Source organism: Cellulosimicrobium sp. SH8 (assembly GCF_025818875.1).
Lineage (GTDB): Bacteria > Actinomycetota > Actinomycetes > Actinomycetales > Cellulomonadaceae > Cellulosimicrobium > Cellulosimicrobium cellulans_D.
The window spans coordinates 56,551-78,101 of sequence record NZ_JAMXMH010000010.1 but is presented as its reverse complement, the minus strand read 5'-3'; the positions used below and the strand labels follow the sequence as shown (position 1 = coordinate 78,101).

General features: G+C 74.8%; 20 protein-coding genes. 3 read left to right on the top strand and 17 right to left on the bottom strand.

All coding sequences use genetic code 11. The features are described 5' to 3' along the window. Positions 1-73: 73 nt before the first annotated feature. Positions 74-1,177, top strand: a complete 1,104-nt coding sequence (locus NF338_RS14610) for a ferritin-like domain-containing protein (RefSeq protein WP_264031459.1) — start codon at positions 74-76, stop codon at positions 1,175-1,177. 168 nt (positions 1,178-1,345) lie between these two features. On the opposite strand, the gene NF338_RS14605 is transcribed toward NF338_RS14610, so the two are convergent. Then, a complete protein-coding gene (locus NF338_RS14605; RefSeq protein ID WP_264031458.1) occupies positions 1,346-3,214 on the bottom strand; it encodes a proline--tRNA ligase in 1,869 nt (622 codons plus the stop codon). Positions 3,215-3,247: 33 nt separating this feature from the next. Here NF338_RS14605 and NF338_RS14600 point away from each other — a divergent pair, with 33 nt between their 5' ends. Further along, the gene (locus NF338_RS14600; RefSeq protein WP_264031457.1) at positions 3,248-4,171 is read left to right on the top strand and encodes an Fpg/Nei family DNA glycosylase; all 924 of its coding nucleotides are present in this window, start codon (positions 3,248-3,250) and stop codon (positions 4,169-4,171) included. 18 nt (positions 4,172-4,189) lie between these two features. Here NF338_RS14600 and NF338_RS14595 read toward each other — a convergent pair whose 3' ends face one another. From NF338_RS14595 to rpsB, 12 genes are all read right to left on the bottom strand, one after another. Continuing rightward, the gene (locus tag NF338_RS14595) at positions 4,190-5,152 is read right to left on the bottom strand and encodes a DUF4081 domain-containing GNAT family N-acetyltransferase (RefSeq protein WP_264031456.1); all 963 of its coding nucleotides are present in this window, start codon (positions 5,150-5,152) and stop codon (positions 4,190-4,192) included. A gap of 7 nt (positions 5,153-5,159) precedes the next feature. After that, entirely contained in the window at positions 5,160-6,299 is a 1,140-nt protein-coding gene (ispG, locus tag NF338_RS14590) for a flavodoxin-dependent (E)-4-hydroxy-3-methylbut-2-enyl-diphosphate synthase (protein ID WP_021482273.1), read from the bottom strand. A 153-nt stretch (positions 6,300-6,452) separates the two neighbouring features. Continuing rightward, on the bottom strand, positions 6,453-7,763 hold the full coding sequence (locus NF338_RS14585) for a M50 family metallopeptidase (protein WP_264031455.1): 1,311 nt from the start codon (positions 7,761-7,763) through the stop codon (positions 6,453-6,455). A 55-nt stretch (positions 7,764-7,818) separates the two neighbouring features. Then, the gene (dxr, locus tag NF338_RS14580; RefSeq protein WP_264031454.1) at positions 7,819-9,018 is read right to left on the bottom strand and encodes a 1-deoxy-D-xylulose-5-phosphate reductoisomerase; all 1,200 of its coding nucleotides are present in this window, start codon (positions 9,016-9,018) and stop codon (positions 7,819-7,821) included. 58 nt (positions 9,019-9,076) lie between these two features. Further along, the gene (locus NF338_RS14575) at positions 9,077-9,853 is read right to left on the bottom strand and encodes a class I SAM-dependent methyltransferase (protein WP_264031453.1); all 777 of its coding nucleotides are present in this window, start codon (positions 9,851-9,853) and stop codon (positions 9,077-9,079) included. 25 nt (positions 9,854-9,878) lie between these two features. Further along, positions 9,879-10,430, bottom strand: a complete 552-nt coding sequence (locus NF338_RS14570; RefSeq protein ID WP_264031452.1) for a DivIVA domain-containing protein — start codon at positions 10,428-10,430, stop codon at positions 9,879-9,881. Next, positions 10,427-11,518: a 23S rRNA (adenine(2503)-C(2))-methyltransferase RlmN gene (gene rlmN / locus NF338_RS14565; RefSeq protein ID WP_253051465.1), complete on the bottom strand. Its 1,092-nt coding sequence runs from the start codon at positions 11,516-11,518 to the stop codon at positions 10,427-10,429. The genes NF338_RS14570 and rlmN overlap by 4 nt, the downstream gene beginning before the upstream one ends. A 124-nt stretch (positions 11,519-11,642) precedes the next feature. Then, complete coding sequence (locus tag NF338_RS14560; protein ID WP_264031451.1) at positions 11,643-12,500, bottom strand: phosphatidate cytidylyltransferase; 858 nt, start codon at positions 12,498-12,500, stop codon at positions 11,643-11,645. 32 nt (positions 12,501-12,532) lie between these two features. After that, positions 12,533-13,090, bottom strand: a complete 558-nt coding sequence (gene frr, locus NF338_RS14555) for a ribosome recycling factor (RefSeq protein WP_087471738.1) — start codon at positions 13,088-13,090, stop codon at positions 12,533-12,535. An 84-nt stretch (positions 13,091-13,174) separates the two neighbouring features. After that, the gene (pyrH, locus tag NF338_RS14550; protein ID WP_087471737.1) at positions 13,175-13,930 is read right to left on the bottom strand and encodes a UMP kinase; all 756 of its coding nucleotides are present in this window, start codon (positions 13,928-13,930) and stop codon (positions 13,175-13,177) included. Between the two features lie 159 nt (positions 13,931-14,089). Beyond that, positions 14,090-14,929 carry a translation elongation factor Ts gene (gene tsf / locus NF338_RS14545; protein ID WP_264031450.1) on the bottom strand — a complete coding sequence of 280 codons (840 nt, stop codon included), beginning with the start codon at positions 14,927-14,929 and terminating at the stop codon, positions 14,090-14,092. 132 nt (positions 14,930-15,061) lie between these two features. Beyond that, complete coding sequence (rpsB, locus tag NF338_RS14540) at positions 15,062-16,045, bottom strand: 30S ribosomal protein S2 (RefSeq protein ID WP_087471735.1); 984 nt, start codon at positions 16,043-16,045, stop codon at positions 15,062-15,064. A gap of 451 nt (positions 16,046-16,496) precedes the next feature. On the opposite strand from rpsB, the gene NF338_RS14535 reads away from it, so the two are divergent. Then, positions 16,497-17,054, top strand: a complete 558-nt coding sequence (locus NF338_RS14535; protein ID WP_264031449.1) for a M23 family metallopeptidase — start codon at positions 16,497-16,499, stop codon at positions 17,052-17,054. Between the two features lie 23 nt (positions 17,055-17,077). Here NF338_RS14535 and NF338_RS14530 read toward each other — a convergent pair whose 3' ends face one another. The 4 genes from NF338_RS14530 to NF338_RS14515 all read right to left on the bottom strand — a co-directional run bounded on the left by NF338_RS14530 (position 17,078) and on the right by NF338_RS14515 (position 21,518). Beyond that, complete coding sequence (locus tag NF338_RS14530) at positions 17,078-18,022, bottom strand: tyrosine recombinase XerC (protein WP_412846984.1); 945 nt, start codon at positions 18,020-18,022, stop codon at positions 17,078-17,080. A 265-nt stretch (positions 18,023-18,287) separates the two neighbouring features. Then, a complete protein-coding gene (gene dprA / locus NF338_RS14525; RefSeq protein ID WP_264031448.1) occupies positions 18,288-19,628 on the bottom strand; it encodes a DNA-processing protein DprA in 1,341 nt (446 codons plus the stop codon). Beyond that, complete coding sequence (locus tag NF338_RS14520; RefSeq protein ID WP_264031447.1) at positions 19,621-21,159, bottom strand: YifB family Mg chelatase-like AAA ATPase; 1,539 nt, start codon at positions 21,157-21,159, stop codon at positions 19,621-19,623. The genes dprA and NF338_RS14520 overlap by 8 nt, the downstream gene beginning before the upstream one ends. Further along, positions 21,159-21,518: a YraN family protein gene (locus tag NF338_RS14515; RefSeq protein WP_087471732.1), complete on the bottom strand. Its 360-nt coding sequence runs from the start codon at positions 21,516-21,518 to the stop codon at positions 21,159-21,161. Before NF338_RS14515 ends, NF338_RS14520 begins: the two co-directional genes overlap by 1 nt. Positions 21,519-21,551 lie beyond the last annotated feature (33 nt).

Here is a 21,551-nt window from a genome sequence, read left to right as displayed (position 1 = left end):
CTGGCCGTCGGGACGTTCGACCGGGGACCAGCCTAACGACTCGCGGGCCCCGGACGTGACATCATCGCCCCCGATGAGTCCCCACGCGACCGCGGCGCCCGCCGCGACCCGTCCCCGCCCGCGCCGGACGCCCCGGCCAGGCGGCCGGGTGCTCGCGGCCCTGACGGTGCTGACGGCGGCCGTCCTGGCGGCCGGGTGCGGCGTGCGGCTGGAGACCCCGCCCCCCACCGAGCCCTCGCCCGACGCCGTCGAGGTGCTGCGGGCGGACGCGGTGGACGACGCCCTCGCGGTGGCCGACCTCGTGGCGGACGTCACTCCGGGCGTGACCGATCCGGCCACGCTCGCGGCCCTCGCGGAGGTCGCGGCGTTCGCGGAGCAGCACGCGGACGCCCTCGGCGGCGTCTACGACTCGGGACTGGGCGACCTCGACCTCCCCGAGGACGACCTCACGGCGAGCGCTCCGGCGGACGACGCCGCCGGCGAGCAGGCCGAGGACGACCCGAGCGGCGAGCGGGCCGAGAGCGGCGCCACGGACGCCCCCGTCGCGGGTGCGTCCACGACCGACGACGTCGTCGTCGCCCTCGTGGAGGCGGCGCAGCGTACGGGCGCCTCGGCCGACGCGTCGACGGACGCCGGGCTCGCCCGGCTCCTCGCGTCCGTCGCCACGTCGGAGCACGTCTCGGCGCGGCGCCTCGCCGCGCTCACCGGGTCGACCGCGGCCGACGGGCTCGTGACGACGGCACCGCCCGTCGAGGAGGCCCCCGCCGGGGTCGGCGCCGCCGACCTCGCCACGCTCGTCGAGTCCGAGGACGCCGCGGGGTACGCGTTCGAGGTGCGCGCGGCGCAGTCCGAGGGCGACGCGCGCACGGCGGCGGTCGCACGCGCGGCCGAGCACCGGGCGCGCGGCCAGGCGTGGGCCCTCGCGGCCGGGACGGACGGCACCACCCAGGACCCGCGCCGCGTCGCCTACGTGCTGCCGGACGACGCCGACCTCGCCACCCTGGCGCGTCAGGTCGAGTCCGGCCTCGCGCAGTCGTACGCGAGCCTCGTGGCCACCGCCGCGCCCACGTCCCGGGCCGAGCCGACGGCCCTCCTCGTCGACTCCTGGGCGAGCGCCGTCGCGTGGGGCGAGGCGCCCGTCGCCTTCCCCGGCCTCCCGGAGCAGGCCGCGGGCTGAGCTGAGCCCGTCCCGCGCCCCGCCGCCGGACGGGCACCACCCGTATGCCGTCCCGGGGCCGGCACGCGACCCGTGCCGGACCGTCGCTCCCCCCGCCGCTCCCCCGGGACGACGGAGGCGCCCCCGGCCCGTGATCCCGGACCGGGGGCGCCCCGACGCTGCGACGTGTCAGCCGAGGAGCTCGGCCACCTGCGCCGCGACGTGCTCGACGGCGTCCGCGACGGACACCTGCACCGCCTCGCCCGCGCGGGGGCGGACCTCGACGACGCCGTCGGCCAGACCGCGGCCCACGACGAGCAGCAGCGGCACGCCGAGGAGCTCGGCGTCCTTGAACTTCACACCGGGAGAGACCTTGGGGCGGTCGTCGTAGACCACCTCGACGCCCCGGGCGGCGAGCTCGGTCGCGAGGCGCTCGGCCTCGTCGAACACGCTCGCGTCCTTGCCCGTCGCGACGACGTGCACGTGCGCGGGGGCGACGTGCGCGGGCCACGCGAGCCCGGCGTCGTCGTGGTTGGCCTCCGCGAGCGCCGCGAGGACACGGGTCACGCCGATGCCGTACGACCCCATGGTCACGACGACCTGCTTGCCGTTCTCGTCGAGCACGGTGAGGCCGAGCGCCTGGGCGTACTTGCGGCCGAGCGCGAAGATGTGGCCGATCTCGATGCCGCGGGCCAGCTCGAGCGGACCCGAGCCGTCGGGGGCGAGGTCGCCCGCGCGCACCTCGGCGGCCTCGACCGTGCCGTCGGCGGAGAAGTCCCGCTCGGCGACGAGGTCGAACACGTGCCGCCCCGGCTGGTTCGCGCCGGTGATCCAGCGCGTGCCCGCGACGACGCGCGGGTCGAGCAGGTAGCGCACGGAGTGCCGTTCGGGCACCTCGCCCTCGGCGACGTCCGCAGGGGCGTCCCGGCGGACGTTCGGGCCGAGCACCTGCGGACCGATGTAGCCCTTGACGAGCTCGGGGTGCGCGGCGAAGTCCGCGTCCGTCGCGGGCTCGACCTCGGCCGGCTCGAACGCCGCGCCGACGCGCTTCAGGTCGACCTCGCGGTCGCCGGGCAGCCCGACGACGACGACCTCGCGACGGCCGTCGGGGTGCGTGAGGGCGAGCACGACGTTCTTCAGCGTGTCCGCCGCCGTCCACGCGCGGTCGGGGCGCGGGAAGCGGTCGTTCGAGAGGGCGACGAGCGAGTCGATCGTCGGGGTGTCCGGGGTGTCCTCGACGTGCGCGGCAGGCGCGTCGGCGTAGTCGACGTCCTCCGGGACGGGGGTGACGACCGCCTCGACGTTCGCCGCGTACCCGCCGGGCGAGCGCACGAACGTGTCCTCGCCGATCGGCGTCGGCGTGAGGAACTCCTCGGAGCGCGAGCCGCCCATCGCGCCCGACGTCGCGGCCACGATGACGTACTCGAGCCCGAGCCGGTCGAAGATGCGCCGGTACGCCGCGCGCTGCGCCTCGTAGGAGCGCTCGAGGCCCTCGTCCGTCGTGTCGAACGAGTAGGCGTCCTTCATGACGAACTCGCGGCCGCGGATGAGGCCCGCACGGGGACGGGCCTCGTCGCGGTACTTGGTCTGGATCTGGTAGATCGTCAGCGGCAGGTCCTTGTACGACGAGTACAGGTCCTTGACGAGGAGCGTGAACATCTCCTCGTGCGTCGGCGCGAGGAGGTAGTCACCCTCCTTGCGGTCCTTGAGCCGGAAGATGTTGGGCCCGTACTCCGTCCAGCGGCCCGTCGCCTCGTACGGCTCCTTGGGCAGCAGCGCCGGGAAGTGCACCTCCTGCGCGCCTGCCGCGGCCATCTCCTCGCGGACCACCTCCTCGACCTTGCGCAGCACGCGCAGGCCGAGCGGGAGCCAGGTGTAGATGCCGGGAGCGGCACGGCGGATGTAGCCCGCACGCACGAGGAGCTTGTGGCTCGCGACCTCGGCGTCGGCCGGGTCCTCGCGCAGCGTCCGGACGAACAGGGTGGACAGGCGCAGGAGGTCGGCGCCCCGGACGCGGGTGGAGGCCGCGGCGGGCGCGCCGGACGTGACGGAAGACATGCGCCCCACCCTACCGGCGGGGAGGATGTCCCCATGCCCGAGCTGCCCGAGGTCGAGGCCCTGGTCAGGTTTCTCGACGACCGCGCGACCGGCCGCACCGTCGTCGCCGCCGACGTCGCGCAGATCGCCGCGCTCAAGACGTTCGACCCGCCCGTCGGCGCGCTCGTCGGGCGCGTCGTGACCGGTGCCCGGCGGCACGGCAAGTGGCTCGACCTCGTCCTCGCGCAGCCCACGGGCGGCCCGCCCGCGCCCGGGCCCGACGACGAGGTCCACCTCGTCTTCCACCTCGCCCGGGCCGGGTGGCTGCGGTGGTCGGAGAAGGCGCCGACGACGCCCGTGCGCCCCCGGCTCGGCGGCAGCGGCGGCGGGAAGGCCGCGGTGCTCGCGCTCCGCGTGCGCTTCGACGACGGCTCGGGGTTCGACCTCACGGAGGCCGGGACGCGCAAGCGGCTCGCGGTGCACGTCGTCCGGCATCCCGAGGAGGTCCGGGCGGTCGAGACGCTCGGGATCGAGCCGTTCGACCCGGGCTTCACCCCCGAGGCCCTCGGTGCGCTCATGGCCGCGCGCAACCAGCAGGTCAAGGGGCTGCTGCGCGACCAGTCGTCGATCGCCGGGATCGGCAACGCCTACTCCGACGACATCCTCCACGCTGCCCGCACGAGCCCGTTCAAGCTCACGCGCTCGTTCACGCCGGACGAGGTCGCCCGGGTGCACGCCGCCGTGGGCGAGGTCCTCGCCGAGGCCGTCGCGGCGTCGTCGGGCAAGCCGGCCGCCGAGCTCAAGGACGCCAAGCGCGCGGGGATGCGCGTGCACGGGCGCACCGGGCTGCCGTGCCCCGTGTGCGGGGACACCGTGCGCGAGGTGAGCTTCGCCGACCGCAGCCTCCAGTACTGCGCCACGTGCCAGACGGGCGGTCAGGTGCTCGCCGACCGCCGGATGTCGCGCCTGCTCAAGTAGCGCGTCGGTCGCGAGCCCTCAGAAGAGCACCGTGGCGTAGGTGCCGACCTGCTCGAACCCGACGCGACGGTACGTCGCGAGCGCGCGGGTGTTGTAGTCGTTGACGTACAGCGAGACGACCGGTGGAGCGACCCGGCGCGCGGCCTCGGCCGGGGTGCCCTGGCGGGCGAGGTGCACGACGGCGGCCATCCCCGGCGCGGCCAGGCCCTGCCCGCGGTACCGCGGGTCGACCCACACGCCCTGGACCTGCGCGACGAGCGGCGTGACCGCCCCGAGCTCCGCCTTGAAGACGACGTGCGGCGCGCCGTCGCTCGCCGCGAGCCGGACGAACGACCGTCCCGCGAGCACGAGCGACCGCACCCGCTCCTCGTAGGCGCGCCCGCCGCCCTCGACCGGCGAGTAGCCCACCTCCTCGGTGAACATGCGCACGCACGCGGGCAGGACGACGGGCACCTCCGCCGGGACGGAGCGGCGCACGCCCGGGTCCGGCTCGACGTCGGGCTCGCGGTCGATCGCGAGCGACGGCTGGTTCGCCCGGATCTCGCGCGGCGACGGCCAGTGCGGCGCGAGCAGCTCCCACAGCGCCAGGACCGCGTCGCGCTCGCCCACGACCGACGACGACCGCCGCCCCGCGTGCCGCGCGAGCACCGCGAACGCCGCGACCGCCGCGCGGGCCCGGTCGGGCTCGAGCGACGCCGGGACGACCGGCACGAGGTTCGCCCCCGCCCAGCACACCGCCTCGAGCGGCCCGACGGCCGGGAACCCCCACGCCTGACCGCCCGCCGCGTGCAGGCTCGCGTGCTGGGCGACCGCGAGCCGCGCCGCGGCGAGCGTCGACGCGACCGGGTCGCCCGCGCAGACCGCGAGCGCGTCCGGGACGTCCGCGTCGACCAGGACGCGCGCCCGGGCGTGCTCGCCGTCACCAGCCTCCCCGCGCGACCGCGGCCTCAGGGCCGGGACGGACGGACGCCAGCGGGCCACCGGACCGTCAGCCGACCGTGACGACCGGCGGGCCGGCCTGCGCGTCGTTCTCCGGCGTCATGGTCTCCGCGATGCGCAGCGCCTCCTCGATGAGCGTCTCGACGATGAGCGACTCGGGCACCGTCTTGACCACTTCGCCCTTGACGAAGATCTGGCCCTTGCCGTTGCCCGATGCGACCCCGAGGTCCGCCTCGCGCGCCTCGCCCGGGCCGTTGACGACGCAGCCCATGACCGCGACGCGGAGCGGCACCTCCATGCCCTCGAGCCCGGCCGTGACCTTCTCCGCGAGCGTGTACACGTCCACCTGGGCGCGACCGCACGAGGGGCAGGAGACGATCTCGAGCTTGCGCGGGCGCAGGTTGAGCGCCTGGAGGATCTGGTTGCCGACCTTGACCTCCTCGACCGGAGGCGCGGACAGCGAGACGCGGATCGTGTCGCCGATGCCCTTGCTCAGCAGCGCGCCGAACGCCGTGGCCGACTTGATCGTGCCCTGGAACGCCGGGCCGGCCTCGGTCACGCCGAGGTGCAGCGGCCAGTCCCCCGCCTCCGCGAGCAGCTCGTACGCCCGCACCATGACGACGGGGTCGTTGTGCTTCACGGAGATCTTGAAGTCGTGGAAGCCGTGCTCCTCGAACAGCGACGCCTCCCACACGGCCGACTCGACCAGCGCCTCGGGCGTCGCCTTGCCGTACTTGGCGAGCAGGCGCGGGTCCAGCGAGCCGGCGTTGACGCCGATGCGCAGCGACACGCCCGCGTCCGACGCCGCCTTCGCGATCTCCTTGACCTGATCGTCGAACTTGCGGATGTTGCCCGGGTTCACGCGCACCGCGGCGCAGCCCGCGTCGATCGCGGCGAACACGTACTTGGGCTGGAAGTGGATGTCTGCGATCACCGGGATCTGCGACTTCTTCGCGATCGCCGGCAGCGCGAGCGCGTCGTCCGCGCTCGGCACCGCGACGCGCACGATGTCGCAGCCCGACGCCGTGAGCTCCGCGATCTGCTGGAGCGTCGCGTTGATGTCCGTCGTCGGCGTCGTCGTCATCGACTGGACGCTGATCGGGGCGTCTCCGCCGACGTCCACCTTGCCGACCTTGATCTTGCGACTCTTGCGTCGCGGCGCGAGGACCGGCGGCGGGGCGGCAGGCATTCCGAGACTGATGGGTACGCTCACGCCCCTAGTATCCCCCGCCCGCCGTCCCACGCCGCACGTCGGACCTGTCCGGGTCGTCACCTTCCCGCTCGGTCCAGCACATCTTCGCGCCCCCTCCACGCAGACCTGCCTCACGGGCGGCGCGGCGGGCTACGTGAGGCGGACGGGGTCGATGATGTCGGCGAGGATGAGGAGCGCGCCCACGCCGACGAGGACGACGAACATGACGTACGCGACGGGCATCATGCGGGCGAGGTCCGCCGGGCCGGGGCGCGGGAGGCCGCGGACCCGCGCGACCGTGCGCTTGGCCCCCTCGTAGAGGGCGTTGACGACGTGCCCGCCGTCGAGCGGCAGCAGCGGGATGAGGTTGAAGACGAACAGGGCCACGTTGAGCGCGGCGAGGAGCATCAGCATCGTGACGACGCGGTCGAGGACCGGGCTCTCCGCCCCGGCCACGTCCACGGCGACGCGGCCCACCCCGACGACGCTCATCACGGAGTCCTGACCGCGCGGCGCGTCGGTGAACGCGGCCTGGGCGGCCTCGTAGACCTTGACCGGGAGCGTGACGATGATCCCCGCCGTGCCGCTCACCTGCTGCCACGTGGCCTCGGCGGCGACGCCGATGCCGGTGGGCTGCCGCTCCACCGTCGGGGTGAAGCCGACGAACCCGGCGGGCTCGGTCACCGGGTCACCGGAGTCGTCCACGACGGGTGTCCCGTCCTCGGCGACGACCTGGCGCTCCACGTCGACCGGCGTGATGGTGAGGTCGACCTGCTGGCCGGCGCGCTCGACGACGACGGGCGTCGCCTGGCCGGCGGCACCGCGGATCATGCCGGAGAGCTGGTCCCAGGAGGTGACCTCCTCGCCGTCGAACGACACGACCGTGTCGCCCGGCTCCAGCCCCGCCGCGGCCGCGGGCGACGGGTCGGCGGTGGCGGCGCACTCCTCCTGCTCGGTCGCGACGACCGACGGGACGCACGCGGAGACGGAGCCGACCGTCGTCGTGACCGCGGGCAGGCCGATGCCGACGCACACGATCGCCATGAGCACGAAGGCGATGAGGAGGTTCATGAACGGGCCGCCGAGCATGACGACGACCTTCTTGGGCGCGGAGAGGTTGTAGAAGGCCCGGTGCTCCTCCCCGGGGCGGATCTCCTCGGTGCTCGCGTCGCGCGCGTCGGCGACGACCTGCGAGAAGAACCCGTTGCCCCGGGGCCGGGCACCGGCGGGCGCGGGCGGGTACATGCCGACGAGGCGGACGTAGCCGCCGAGCGGGATCGCCTTGAACCCGTACTCGGTCTCGCCCTTCGTGCGCGACCACAAGGTCGGGCCGAACCCGACCATGTACTGGCTCACCCGGACGCCGAACTTCTTCGCGGGCACCATGTGCCCGACCTCGTGCAGTGCGATCGAGACGACGATCCCGACCACGATCACGAGGATGCCGATCAGCGTCGCCATCTGTCCCTCTGCTCCTTCTCGGTCCGGGCGCTCGACGCGCCCGAGCGGTTGCTCGTCACCGGCGGTCCAGGATCTCGCGCGCGCGGGCGCGCGCCCAGGTCTCGGCTGCTGCCACGTCGTCCAACGTCACGGCGTCCGCGGGGGTTCCGTCGTGCGCCGCGAGCACGCGCTCGACGGTCGCCACGATGTCACCGAAACCTGCGCGTCCGCTGAGGAAGGCCGCGACGGCCTCCTCGTTGGCCGCGTTGTACACGGCCGGGTGGGTCGCGCTCGCCGCGACGGCGGCGCGCGCGAGGCTCACCGCGGGGAACGCGGCGTCGTCGAGCGGCTCGAACGTCCACGACGTCGCGGTCGTCCAGTCGCACGGCGGCGTCACGGGGTCGAGCCGCTCCGGCCAGGACAGCCCGAGCGCGATCGGCAGCCGCATGTCCGGGGGCGAGGCCTGGGCGATCGTCGAGCCGTCGACGAACTCGACCATCGAGTGCACCACGGACTGCGGGTGCACGACGACCGTGATGTCGTCGGCCGGGACCTCGAACAGCAGGTGCGCCTCGATGAGCTCGAGCCCCTTGTTCATGAGGCTCGCGGAGTTCACCGTGACGACCGGGCCCATCGCCCAGGTGGGGTGCGCGAGCGCCTGCTCGACCGTCGCCGCCTTGACCGCGTCGGCCTCCCAACCGCGGAAGGGACCGCCCGAGGCGGTGAGGATCAGGCGACGCACCTCGGCGCGCGACCCGGAGCGCAGGCACTGCGCGATCGCCGAGTGCTCGGAGTCCACCGGGACGATCTGGTCGGGGCGCTGCTGGGCAGCGCGCACGAGCGCACCCCCCGCGACGAGCGACTCCTTGTTCGCGAGCGCGAGCGTGGACCCCGCGCGCAGCGCGGCGAGCGTCGGTCCGAGCCCGACGGAGCCCGTGACGCCGTTGAGGACGACGTCGCTCCCCCGGCCGGCGAGCTCGGCCGCCGCGTCGGGACCGACGAGCACCTCGGGGGCGTCCTCCCGGCCCGCGAAAGCCCCCGCCAGCGCCGCGGTCAGCGCCGCCGCACGGCTCTCGTCCGCGATCCCGACGGCGCGCACCTCGAGATCTGCGGCCTGGCGCGCGAGCAGGTCGACGTCGCCGCCGCCCGCCGAGAGCGCCGCGACGCGGAACCGGTCCGGATGGGTCCGGACGACGTCGATCGCCTGCGTGCCGATCGACCCGGTCGAGCCGAGGATCGTCACGGTACGGGGGGCGCGTGCGGGACTGTCGAGCATGGCTCCCATCCTCCCAGGCCGCGGACGGTGCGCGGGCACCGGAGCGGTCGTGGCCCCGTCATCGCGGGGCGGTCCACTCGAGCGTGTACCGGAAGAAGAGCCGACGGCGGACGCGCGCGCCGGGCAGGTGCGCCCGGACCGCGCGCGCGACCTCGTCGACGGAGTGCTGCGGGTCCCGCACGGGCATGCCCGGCGCGTCGGGCCCGGCCTCGCCGGGCCGCGCACGTCGCGGGTGCTTGACCAGGCCCACGAGCGGGTTGAGGAGGGCGGACGCGACGTCGACGGCGAGGTCGCGCGCCGAACCCACGCGCGCGAGGCCGACGACGAGCAGACGCCCGCCCGGGGCGAGCAGGCCACGGGCGTGCCGGAGCGCCTCGTCGAGGTCCAGGTGGTGCAGCACCGCGACCATCGTCACCGCGTCGTAGCCGCCTTCTGCGCCGTCCAGACCCTCCGGCCGTCGCCGAGGGCCGGACTCGTCGGGCGCACGGACGCGGTCCGGTGTGCGGACGTCGTCGGGCGTACGGACGTCGTCGAACCTCAGCAGCCGCACGGTCACGGCGGGGTCCGCGGCGTGCCGCGCGCGAGCCTGGGCGACCATGCCCGCGTCGGCGTCGATCCCGTGGACCTCGCCCGCCCGACGACGGAGCCTGTCGACGAGGACGCCCGCACCGCAGCCCACGTCGAGCACGACCCGGGCGTCGCGAGGCACGCGCCGCCCCACCCAGCCGTGGTAGTGCTCGTTGTGGTTCCAGGGGTGCCGGGCGTTGACGTCGCTCAGCCACGACGCCGTCGCCCGGACCAGCGGGTTCGAGGACGTCCGCGGATCGAGGCTCACGCGCGTCGGGACGTGCGGCGCGTCGTCACTCGACGCCGAGCAGGACCTCGATGGCACGGGCGAAGAACGCGTCGACCGGGCCCTCCGCGTAACCGTCGCGCCCGCGCGCACGGCCGAAGGTCGCGGAGCGGATCTCCGCCGCGGTGATCGGCACCTGACGGTCGAAGTAGGCGACGAGGCGGTCGCACAGGTCGTCCACGTCGTCGACGTCGTACGCGGGCTTGCCACGCTCCGCGAGCGCGAACTTCTCGCCGTCCGGGCGGCCCAGGCGGCCGTAGAGCGACCGGGCGCGCTCCGCGAGCGCGTTCATCCAGGCCTGCTGGCCGTGCGCCGCGACGTACTCCGCACGCTGGCGCGCGATGAAGGCGCCCTCGAGGCGGTCCAGCGCGGCGTCGACCTCGTGCGTGTCGTACCCACCACGGACCAGGTCGAAGACCGAGGCCTGGATCTCGGTGCTGGTCAGCCGCTCCTGCACCCGGCCCTCGTACACGTCGCGGGCGTGCTCGAAGAAGTCGTCGACCTCCTCGGGGTCGTACCCGTTCCGGGTCTTGCCGACCGTGGTGAACAGCGAACTCACTCGTCCTCCTCTGCAGCGAGCTGCCCGCAGGCACCGTCGATGTCGCTGCCGCGGGTGTCACGGATCGTCGTCGGGATCCCGTGCCCGCGCAATCGTGCCACGAACTCCGCCTCGACGGCAGGGTCGCTGGCCGTCCAGATCGACCCCGGCGTCGGGTTGAGCGGGATCGGGTTGACGTGCACCCAGCCGCGGCCCCGCGCGTTGAGCTTCTCGCCGAGCAGGTCGGCGCGCCACGCGTGGTCGTTCATGTCCTTGATGAGCGCGTACTCGATGCTCACGCGCCGGCCGGTGACCTCGAAGTAGTGCCGCGCCGCGTCGAGCGTCTCGTCGACGCTCCACCGCGTGTTGATCGGCACGAGCTCGCTGCGCAGGTCGTCGTCGGGGGCGTGCAGCGACAGCGCGAGCGTCACCGGGATCCCCTCGTCGGCGAGCTTGCGCATCGCCGGGACGAGACCGACCGTCGACACCGTGATGTTGCGCGCCGACATGCCGAGCCCGTCCGGGGCCGGCGCGACGAGGCGGCGCACGGTGCCCATGACGGCCTTGTAGTTGGCGAGCGGCTCGCCCATGCCCATGAACACGAGGTTGTTGAGCCGCGTCGGGCCGCCGGGGATCTCCCCGTCGGCGAGCGACCGGGCCGCGGAACGCACCTGCTCGACGATCTCCGCGACGGACAGGTTGCGCGTGAGGCCCAGCTGTCCGGTCGCGCAGAACGGGCACGCCATGCCGCAGCCCGCCTGGCTCGACACGCACAACGTCGAGCGCTGCGGGTACCGCATGAGCACCGACTCGACCTTGGCGCCGTCGAAGAGGTGCCAGAGCGTCTTGACGGTCGTCCCGCCGTCGGCCTCCATGCGGCGCGCCGCGGTGAGCAGCGGCGGGAACAGCGCGTCCGTGAGCACGTCGCGCGTCGCCTTCGGCAGGTCCGTCATCGCCTCGGGGTCGCGCGTGAGGTGCGCGTAGTAGTGCGTCGCGAGCTGCTTGGCCCGGAACGGCTTCTCCCCCAGCTCGACGACGACGTCGCGCACCTCCTCGGGTGCGAGGTCGGCGAAGTGGCGCGGCGGCTTGCCGCGCCGCGGCGCGGTCATGACGAGCGGGAGCGGCTTCGACTCCGCGGAGGGGCGGACGGAACGGACGGTCATGAGGAGGTCCAAGCGTGGGGGGTCGTGCGGACGGTTCGCACCGCGGTGCGAGCGGGCTGTCGGACGGCTGTCAGACGGCCAGCGCGAGGAGCACGTACACGAACGGGGCGGTGAGGAGCATGGAGTCGAGCCGGTCCAGGATGCCTCCGTGACCGGGCAGCAGCGACCCCATGTCCTTCAATTCTAGGTCGCGCTTGATCATCGACTCGGCGAGGTCGCCGATCGTGGCCGTGAGCGGGGCGAGGACGCCCAGCGCGACGCCCACAAGGGGGCTCGCTCCGAGGCCCACCACGGCCCCGACCACGCCGATCGCCGTCGCGAGCACGAACGAGCCCGCGAGCCCTTCCCAGGACTTCTTGGGGCTCACGGAGGGAGCCAGCGGGTGGCGCCCGAACAGGACACCTGCGACGTACCCGCCCACGTCGTTCGCGACGGCGAGCAGGATGAAGATCAGGACCCGGATGCGCCCGTCAGGGGCGGCGAGCATGAGCATGACGAAGCCCGCCATGAACGGCAGGTAGGCCGCCGCGAACGTCGCCGCCGCGGCGTCGCGCACCGCCGCGGTCCCGGACCCGTCGATGACCCGCCACACGACCGTGCCCGCGACCGTGAGCATGAAGGAGACGAGCAGCGCCTCGGGACCCGAGTAGTACGAGGACACGAGGATGCCCACCGTGCCCACGAGGAGCGGGAGGAGCGGGAGGTGCAGCTCGCGGCGCTTGAACGCCTGGGCGAGCTCCCACAGCGCGGCGCCCACCGCGACGGTCGCGAGCAGCACGAAGAACTCGGGCCGGAAGGCGAGGCTCGCCGCGACGAGCGCGAGCAGGCCGAGGCCCACCGCGATCGCCGCGGGGAGGTTGCGGCCCGCCTTGGGGGCGCGCGCCGCGGAGGTGCTGTCGCCGGCGGCCGTCGAGGAGGTGTCGGTCATCGGTGCGTGGCGGAGCTCGCCGGACGAGGTGCTCAGACCTCGAGCAGCTCGCTCTCCTTGCCCGCGAGCAGCGCGTCGACCTGGTCCACGTGCGCCTTGGTGAGGGCCTCGAGCTCCTTCTCGGCGCGCCCGACCTCGTCCTCGCCGGCCTCGCCGTCACGCGCGATGCGGTCCAGCTCCTCCTTGGCACGACGACGCACGTTGCGGATCGAGACGCGCGAGTCCTCGGCCTTCGACTTCGCGAGCTTCACGAAGTCGCGGCGACGCTCCTCCGTGAGGGCGGGCAGCACGACGCGGACGACGTTGCCGTCGTTCGAGGGGTTCACGCCGAGGTCGGAGTCGCGCAGCGACTTCTCGACCGCGGTGATCGAGCTCTTGTCGAACGGGGAGACGAGGATCGTGCGCGCCTCGGTCACCGTGAACGACGCGAGCTGCTGCAGCGGGGTCGGCGCACCGTAGTAGTCGACCGTGATCTTGTTGAACATCGCGGCGTTCGCACGGCCCGTGCGGATCGCGGCGAAGTCCTCCTTGGCCACCTCGACGGCCTTGTCCATCTTCTCCTCGGCCTCGAGGAGGGTCTCGTCGATCACCAGTGCTCCTTCGTCGTTCGTCGGTGGGGTCGTACGTGTCCGGCACGAGCCGTCGTGAACCGCCGGTGTGTGACGGCGCCGGCGTCAGTCGGTCGTGACCAGTGTGCCAATATTCTCGCCGACCAGGGCACGCGTGACGTTCCCCGGCTCGCTCATGCCGAACACGCGCATCCGCACGTCGTTGTCCCGGCACAGGCTCAGCGCCGTCGCGTCCATGACCCCGAGGTCGTTGACGAGCGCGTCGGTGTACGTGAGGTGGTCGAGCTTCGTCGCCGACGGGTCCTTGCGCGGGTCGGCCGTGTAGACGCCGTCCACGCCGTTCTTGCCCATGAGGACCTCCTGGCAGTGCGTCTCGAGGGCGCGCTGCACGGAGACCGTGTCGGTGGAGAAGTACGGCATGCCCGCGCCGGCGCCGAAGATGACGACGCGGCCCTTCTCGAGGTGGCGGATCGCCCGCAGCGGGATGTACGGCTCGGCGACCTGGCCCATGGTGATGGCGGTCTGCACGCGCGTCTTCACCCCCGCCTGCTCGAGGAAGTCCTGGAGCGCGAGGCAGTTCATGACGGTCCCGAGCATGCCCATGTAGTCGGCGCGCGCACGGTCGAGCCCGCGCTGCGAGAGCTCGGCGCCGCGGAAGAAGTTCCCGCCGCCGACGACGATGGCGACCTGCACGCCCTGGGCGACCGCGTCCGCGATCTCCTGGGCGACACGCTGGACGACGTCGGGCGCCAGACCGATCTGCCCGCCGCCGAACGTCTCGCCCGACAGCTTGAGGAGCACCCGCCGGTGCTCGGTCCCCTCGCGGGGCGTGGTCTGCTCGCCTGCCGTCACTGTCGACACCTGTCCTTCGTCCTGGCCCGGTGGGGCGGGGTGGTCCTGCTCCGCCGTCGTCCCACCCGATGGTGCGGCACGACGCCGGTCGTCGCGCGCCCGGAGCCGGGTGCGCGGTCGGCCCGGGCCCGTCGCCTCGGGGGCGACGGGACCGGGCCGACGGGGGCGTCAGGCGCCGACGCGGTACCGCACGAACTCGGTGATGGTGCCACCGGCCTCGGAGACGACCTGGCCGACCGTCTTCTTCGGGTCCTTCGCGAGCGGCTGGTCGACGAGGACGACGTCCTTGAAGAAGCCGTTCAGGCGACCCTCGATGATCTTCGGCAGCGCGGCCTCGGGCTTGCCCTCGTTGCGCGAGGTCTCCTCGGCGATGCGGCGCTCGTTCTCGACCGTGTCGGCCGGGACCTCGTCGCGCGACAGGTACGTCGGGGACATCGCGGCGACGTGCTGCGCGACGTCCTTCGCGACGGCCTCGCCCGCGGCGTCCGTGGCGACGACGACGCCGATCGACGGCGGCAGGTCGCGCGCGGTGCGGTGCAGGTACGCGGTGACGCGCTCGCCCGCGACGCGGGTCACGCGGCGCAGGACGATCTTCTCGCCGAGCGTGGCGGCCTGGTTGTCGATGACCTGCTGGACGGTCTCGCCGTCGGCGTCCGCGGCGAGCGCGGCGTCGGCGTCGCGCGCGCCGGCCTCGGCCGCTGCCTTGAGGACGCGGTCCGCGAGGGAGATGAACGTGTCGTTCTTGGCGACGAAGTCCGTCTCGGAGTTGAGCTCGATGAGCGTCGCGACCTGGCCACCCTCGGTGTCGCGGATGTCGACGGCGACGAGGCCCTCGGAGGTCGAGCGGCCCTCGCGCTTGGCGACGCCCTTCAGACCCTTGACGCGGATGATCTCGAGCGCCTTCTCCGCGTCGCCGTCCGCCTCGTCCAGAGCCTTCTTGACGTCGAGCATGCCGGCGCCGGTGCGCTCGCGCAGCGCCTTGATGTCAGCGGCGGTGTAGTTCGCCATGGTGGTTCCTCACTCGTGGTTCGTCACGGGTTCTTCGTCACGGGTACGTGCTGGGGGCACCGTGCCGGTGCGCGGTGCGCCGGTGGGACGGCACGGGGTGCGCGGCGGTCGCCCGCCGCGCACCCCGGGACGTCACTTGGTCTCGTCGGCCTCGGCGTCGGCGACCACGGCCTCCGCGTCGGCGACCACGGCGACCTCGGCGGCAGCCTCGGCCACGACCTCGGCGGCAGCGTCGCCCGGCTCCTCGGCGGCGACCTCGGCAGCAGCCTCGGCGACCTCCTCGGCCGCGGCGGCCTCGACGTTCGCCTCGGCGGCGGTCTCGTCGGCCTCGAGCTGCTTCTCGGCACCGGCGAGGAGCTCGCGCTCCCACTCGGCCAGCGGCTCGGCCTCGGCGCCCGCCTCGGCCTCGGCGCCCGAACGGCCGGAGTGGCGCTGGAGCAGACCCTCGGCGACGGCGTCCGCGATGACCCGCGTGAGCAGCGTCACCGAGCGGATCGCGTCGTCGTTGCCCGGGATCTTGTAGTCCACGACGTCGGGGTCGCAGTTGGTGTCCAGGATCGCGACGATCGGGATGTGGAGCTTGCGCGCCTCGTCGACCGCGAGGTGCTCCTTGTTCGTGTCGACGATCCACACGGCGGAGGGGACCTTCGCCATGTCGCGGATGCCGCCGAGCGTGCGGGCGAGCTTGTCCTTCTCGCGACGCAGGACGAGGAGCTCCTTCTTGGTGAGCGACGAGCCGGCGACGTCGTCGAAGTCGATCTCCTCGAGCTCCTTGAGGCGCTGGAGACGCTTGTGCACCGTGGTGAAGTTGGTGAGCATGCCGCCGAGCCAGCGGTGGTTCACGTAGGGCATCCCGACGCGCGCGGCCTGCTCGGCCACGGGCTCCTGGGCCTGCTTCTTGGTGCCGACGAAGAGGATGGAGCCGCCGTGCGCGACGGTCTCCTTGACGAACTCGTAGGCGCGGTCGATGTACGACAGCGACTGCTGGAGGTCGACGATGTAGATGCCGTTGCGCTCCGTGAAGATGAAACGCTTCATCTTCGGGTTCCAACGGCGGGTCTGGTGCCCGAAGTGGACACCGCTCTCGAGGAGCTGGCGCATGGTCACGACGGCCATGACACGTCCTTTCGCCGTGCGGCCCGGGATCCACCCGGTGCGCGCACGCTTCTGGCGGCCCTCCCGGAGGACGGGCCGCGGTGCGGTTGTCGGTGACGACCCTGGTGGTCGCACCCCTGGCGTCACCCGTGCCGACGCCTGCGACGCACCGTTCGAGCGGTGCGAGCAGGACCGACGCCGGACGCGGCCCCGCCCGTCCGGCGGAGCCGGGAGGATGGGCGAGGACGTGACGCGCGAAGTCGACCGGCTCCGTCCTCGGCCGAGGTGAGCACCTCGGGCCGGGCACGGCGAACGCGCCGGTCGCAGCGGCAAGTCTACCCGACGGCAGGGCCGACCACAGCCGCCGGTCCCCGGTGCGGCCGAGACCCGTCGTCCACAGGCCACCGACTCCCGCCGCTCGGCCGCGGACCGCGTCGGGCACCCTGGCGCGATGGCTCTCGACCGTGCTCCTGTGACCACCCGACGCCGTGCGGTCGCCCTCGCGCTGTCCGCGCTCCTGCTCGTCCTGGCCCCGGCGGCGCCCGCCGCGCCGGGCGGGCCCCTGGACGCCCCCTCTGGCACCTCCCCCGGCTGGGTGCCGCCGCTCGACCGCGCGCCCGACGCGCTCGGCGTGCTCGCACCGTTCGACCCGCCGCTGCACGACTGGCTGCCCGGCCACCGGGGCGTCGACCTCGCCGCGGGCACCGGGGAGAACGTCCTGGCCCCGGCACCGGGAGTCGTCACGTTCGCCGGCCCCGTCGCGGGCCGCGACGTGGTGGTCGTCACGCACGACGACGGCCTGCGCACGTCGCTCGAGCCGGTCACCGCCGTGGCGCCGCGGGGGACGCGCGTCGCCGCGGGGAGCGTCGTCGGGACCGTGCAAGGGCCCGCGGACGGCGGGGCCGTCGCGAGCCACTGCGCGGGCACCTGCGTGCACTGGGGCGTGCGGCGGGGCGAGCGGTACGTCGACCCGCTCGCGCTGCTCGGCGAGCGACCGCCGATCGTGCTCCTCCCGCTCGGGGAGCCGTGACCGGAGGGCCCGCGCCCGGAGCCTCAGGCCCGCGGGAAGGCCTGCTCGAACGAGCTGCGGAGCCGCTCTGCCGTCACGTGGGTGTAGCGCTGCGTCGTCGCGAGCGAGGAGTGCCCGAGGATCTCCTGCACGCTGCGCAGGTCGGAGCCGCCGGCGAGGAGGTGCGTCGCGGCGCTGTGCCGCAGGTCGTGCGGGGCGACGTCGTCGACCCCGGCCGCGAGCGCGAGCCGGTGCACGACGTCGCGCACCTGCCGCTGCCCCCACCGACCGCCCCGGTCCCCGACGAGGAGCGCCGCGCCCGACCGCTCCGTCACGAGCGCCGGCCGCCCCGAGTCCAGCCAGCGCGTCACGGCCCGTGCCGCCGGGACGCCGAACGGCACGACGCGCTCCTTGTCCCCCTTGCCGAGCACCCGGACGACCCGCTGCGACAGGTCCACGTCGTCCACGTCGATACCCGCGAGCTCGCCCACGCGGATCCCGGCCCCGTACAGCAGCTCGGCGGCGGCCCACTCGCGCAACCGGGCCGGGTCGCCCGCGGCCGCCGCCTCCCGCGCGGCGTCGAGCAACCTGCCCGCCGCGTCGGCCGTGAGCACGGTCGGCAGGGTGCGCGGGACGCGCGGGCTCGCGAGCCGGGCCGCCGGGTCCGCTACCACGCGCCCGGTCCGCCGCGCCCAGTCGAAGAACGCCCGCGCGGCCGCACCTCGGCGCGCGAGCGTCGCCCGGGCGAGCCCGCGCTCGGACTGCTCGGTCAGCCACGCGCGCAGGGCCGCGAGGTCGACGTCCTCCGGCGACGACGCCCCGTTCCGCACGGCGTGGCCCAGGAGCGACTCGACGTCGCCCGTGTACGCGCGCACCGTGTGGGCGGACGAGCCCTGAGCGACCTCGAGATACGTCCCGAAGTCCGCGAGCGCCGCGTCGAGCGCGGGCGGCAGGGCGCCGGACCGGCGCTCGTCGGGTGCGGGCGGCAGGGCGCCGGCCTGGCGCTCGTCGGGTGCGCCGGCGTCGTCGGGACGGGTCGAGCGGGTCACTCCCCCAGTCTCGCGCGCGGCACCGCACGTCCGCGGGAGGCGCTCCGCGTCTCCGCCCGGCGGCCTGCACGGCCCCTCCTCCGCGCCGACTCGTCGCCACCCCTGCTCCACGCGACGCGACGGCTCCTCGCGCGCTCCTCCGGGCTCCTCCCCGGCGGGTCCTCGTCGTCTCCGCCGGCACCGTGACCCCGCCCGGCAGGCCTCCTCACCCCGCGCGCACGCGCCGCCAGCCGCCCGGCGTCCGCTCGGCCAGGCCGCGGATCTCGAGCCGACCGAGGGCACCGACGGCCTCCGGGACCGCGAGCCCCGCCGTCCGGGCGACCGCGTCCGTCGGTGCACCCGACCGGAGCGGCAGCGCGTCCCACGCCCGGGTCTCGACGGCGTCGAGACCGTCGTACACGGCGTCGCGGGGTGTCCTGCGCGTCCCCGCGGCCGGGGCCGCCGGTGCCGCGTCGCGGGCCAGCGCGCCGGCCAGCTCTGCCACCTCGTCGGCGTCGGTGACGCACACGGCGGCGCCGTCGCGCAGGAGCCGGTGGCAGCCGGTCGACGCCATGGACGTCACGGGCCCGGGGACGGCGCCGACCGGTCGCGAGAGCTCGGCGGCGCGGACCGCCGTGCTCAGCGACCCGGAGCGCCAGGCCGCCTCCACGACCACGGTCGCGCCCGCGAACGCCGCGATGAGCCGGTTGCGCAGCAGGAACCGGACCCGGCTGGGCACGGAGCCCGGCGGCACCTCCGACACCACGGCCCCACCAGACCCCACGACGGCCCGGAGCAGCTCCGTGTTGCCGACCGGGTAGAGCCGGTCCACCCCGCCGGCGAGGAAAGCGACGGTCGGACCGCCGGAGACGAGCGCGGCACGGTGCGCCGCGGCGTCGATGCCGTACGCGCCGCCTGAGACGACGGTGAACCCGCGCGTCACGAGTCCCGACGCGATCTCGCCCGTCACGTGGCGTCCGTAGTCCGTGCACGCCCGCGCTCCGACCACGGCCACCGAGCGCGCGGCCAGAGATGCCAGGCGGTCCGACCCGCGGACCCACAGCGCGAGCGGACGGACTGCCCCGAGGTCGTCGAGGACCGTCGGCCACCCCGGGTCGCCCGGGACCACGAGCGAGCCGTCGAGACGGTCCAGCACGCGGAGCTCGCGGCGCGGGTCGAGCCCGTCGAGCCGCGGCGCCCACCGCGCGACGGCGCGCAGGAGCCGCGCGACGGGCCCGCTCCGCGGGTCGCGACCGCGCGCGCACGGGTCGTCGGTCGGCGTCCCCGCGCCGACCCCGGCGACCCCGAGCAGCCCGTTCAGCCCCTCCCGGTCGTCACCGTCACCCGCGGCGAGCCCGACGAGCTCGCGGCGGGCCCCGGCCGGGTCGTTCACCGCCTCGACGAGCCAGGCGAGCGCGGCCGAGGCCCCGAGCTGCTCGACGAGCGCGACCGCGACCTCGTCCCCCGGCTCGGCCAGACGCGACCACGCCGCTCGGGCGAGCCGGTCGTCGGTGACGTCGAACGCCGGGCGCACGGGCGTCGACGGGCTCGCCCGGCGCTCAGCCACGGTAGCCCCGGGTCCGGAGCGCGAGCCCCACGCCGACGTCGGCGCGCGTGGGTGCGGCGTGCCCGGCGAGGTCGGCGACCGTCCAGGCGAGGCGCAGCACGCGGTCCGCGCCGCGCAGGCTCAGCGTGCCGCGGTCGAGCGCGGTGTCGACGTCGGTCAGCAGGCCGGGGTCGGGCCCGAGCCGGTCGCGCAACCAGGTACCGGGCACCTCGGCGTTCGTCCGCCATGGTGTCCCCGCCAGGCGCGCGGACGCCGTCTCCCGCGCGGCGGCCACCCGTCGGGCGACCGCCGCGCTCGACTCCGGCCGCGCGATGCTCGCGCGCTCGACCCGGGTGACGGGACGGACCTCGACCTGGACGTCGACCCGGTCGAGGAGCGGACCGGACAGCCGGCCGAAGTAGCGGCGCTGCGCGACGGGCGAGCACGTGCACTCGAGCCCCTTGCCGACGCCCTTGCCGCACGGGCACGGGTTCGCTGCGAGGACGAGCTGGAAGCGCGCGGGATAGCGTGCCGTCCCGCCGGCTCGGTGGATCACGAGCTCACCGTGCTCGAGCGGCTGGCGCAGGGTCTGCAGCACGCGCGCCCCGAACTCGGGGGCCTCGTCCAGGAAGAGGACCCCGCGGTGGGCGCGCGACGCGGCACCCGGCCGGGGCAGGCCGCTGCCGCCCCCGACGATCGCCGCCGGCGTGGCCGTGTGGTGGGGGTCCTCGTACGGCGGACGACGCACGAGACCGGCTCCCGGGTCGAACACCCCGGCCACCGAGTGGACGGCCGTCACCTCGACGGCCTCGCCCTCGGTGAGGTCGGGCAGGATCCCGGGCAGGCGGGAGGCGAGCATCGTCTTGCCCGCTCCCGGCGCGCCGACGAGCAGCAGGTGATGCCCTCCCGCGGCAGCGACCTCGAGCGCGTGCCGGGCCTCCTCCTGCCCGATGACGTCGGCGAGGTCGCCGGGCCGCGGACGCTCTGCGGCGGCCCGGGGCACCACGACCGGCGACACGTCACCGCCCCTGTCGTCGAGCGACGCCCCGTGGAGCCGCGCGACGTCGGCGAGCGTCGTCGCCCCCACGACGCGCGCGCCGGGGACCAGGCGGGCCTCGTCGGCGTCGGCCGCGGGCACGACGACGTCGAGGAACCCGGCGGCGACGGCCGCGGCCACCGCGGGCAGGACGCCGCGCACGGGCTGGAGCCGGCCGTCGAGGCCGAGCTCGCCGAGGTGCACCACGTCCTCCACGGCGCGCGCGGGGACGACCTGGGCGCCGGCGAGGAGCGCGACCGCGATCGCGAGGTCGAAGCCCGTACCGGACTTGGGGAGCGCCGCCGGCGAGAGGTTGATCGTGACCTTGCGCTGGGGCCACGGGATGCCCGACGAGGTGACGGCGGCGCGCACGCGGTCCCGCGACTCGCTGAGCGCCGCGTCCGGCAGCCCGACGAGCACGAAGCCGGGCACCGAGGCCGCGAGGTGCGCCTGCACCTCGACGACGTGGCCCGACAGCCCGACGAGCGCGACGGCCCGGGTCGTCCCGAGGCCCATCAGGCGCTCACCCCGACGAGGTGCTCCACCTGCGCCGCGCCAGCACGGGCCACGAGCACCGCGACGACGTCGATGCGGACCGACCGCGCGCGCACGTCGTGCGTCGCGAGCCACTCCCCCGTGAGCCGGCGCAGACGGCCGAGCTTGGCGGGCGTCACGGCCTGGGCGGGGTGCCCGAAGCCGGTGCCGCGACGTGTCTTCACCTCGACGGCGACCAGCACGTCGCCGTCCATGGCGACGACGTCGAGCTCTCCGCGCGTCCCGCGCCAGTTGCGGTCGAGCAGGGTCCATCCCGCCTCGACCAGGTGGGCTGCGGCCACCCTCTCCCCGTACCGCCCGACGGCGTCCTTCGCTCCCATGGGATCACCTCCGCCGCCCACCGTGGGCGACGG

Bases quoted from the DNA above. Each gene is read 5' to 3' on its own strand.
- NF338_RS14560 (WP_264031451.1), bottom strand. From the start codon at position 12,500: ATGACCGACACCTCCTCGACGGCCGCCGGCGACAGCACCTCCGCGGCG.
- NF338_RS14600 (WP_264031457.1), top strand. From the start codon at position 3,248: ATGCCCGAGCTGCCCGAGGTCGAGGCCCTGGTCAGGTTTCTCGACGAC.
- NF338_RS14585 (WP_264031455.1), bottom strand. From the start codon at position 7,763: ATGGCGACGCTGATCGGCATCCTCGTGATCGTGGTCGGGATCGTCGTC.
- rlmN (WP_253051465.1), bottom strand. From the start codon at position 11,518: ATGACCGCGCCGCGGCGCGGCAAGCCGCCGCGCCACTTCGCCGACCTC.
- NF338_RS14515 (WP_087471732.1), bottom strand. From the start codon at position 21,518: ATGGGAGCGAAGGACGCCGTCGGGCGGTACGGGGAGAGGGTGGCCGCA.
- NF338_RS14605 (WP_264031458.1), bottom strand. From the start codon at position 3,214: ATGTCTTCCGTCACGTCCGGCGCGCCCGCCGCGGCCTCCACCCGCGTC.
- NF338_RS14610 (WP_264031459.1), top strand. From the start codon at position 74: ATGAGTCCCCACGCGACCGCGGCGCCCGCCGCGACCCGTCCCCGCCCG.
- rpsB (WP_087471735.1), bottom strand. From the start codon at position 16,045: ATGGCCGTCGTGACCATGCGCCAGCTCCTCGAGAGCGGTGTCCACTTC.
- tsf (WP_264031450.1), bottom strand. From the start codon at position 14,929: ATGGCGAACTACACCGCCGCTGACATCAAGGCGCTGCGCGAGCGCACC.
- NF338_RS14520 (WP_264031447.1), bottom strand. From the start codon at position 21,159: ATGGGCCTCGGGACGACCCGGGCCGTCGCGCTCGTCGGGCTGTCGGGC.
- dxr (WP_264031454.1), bottom strand. From the start codon at position 9,018: ATGCTCGACAGTCCCGCACGCGCCCCCCGTACCGTGACGATCCTCGGC.
- ispG (WP_021482273.1), bottom strand. From the start codon at position 6,299: ATGCCTGCCGCCCCGCCGCCGGTCCTCGCGCCGCGACGCAAGAGTCGC.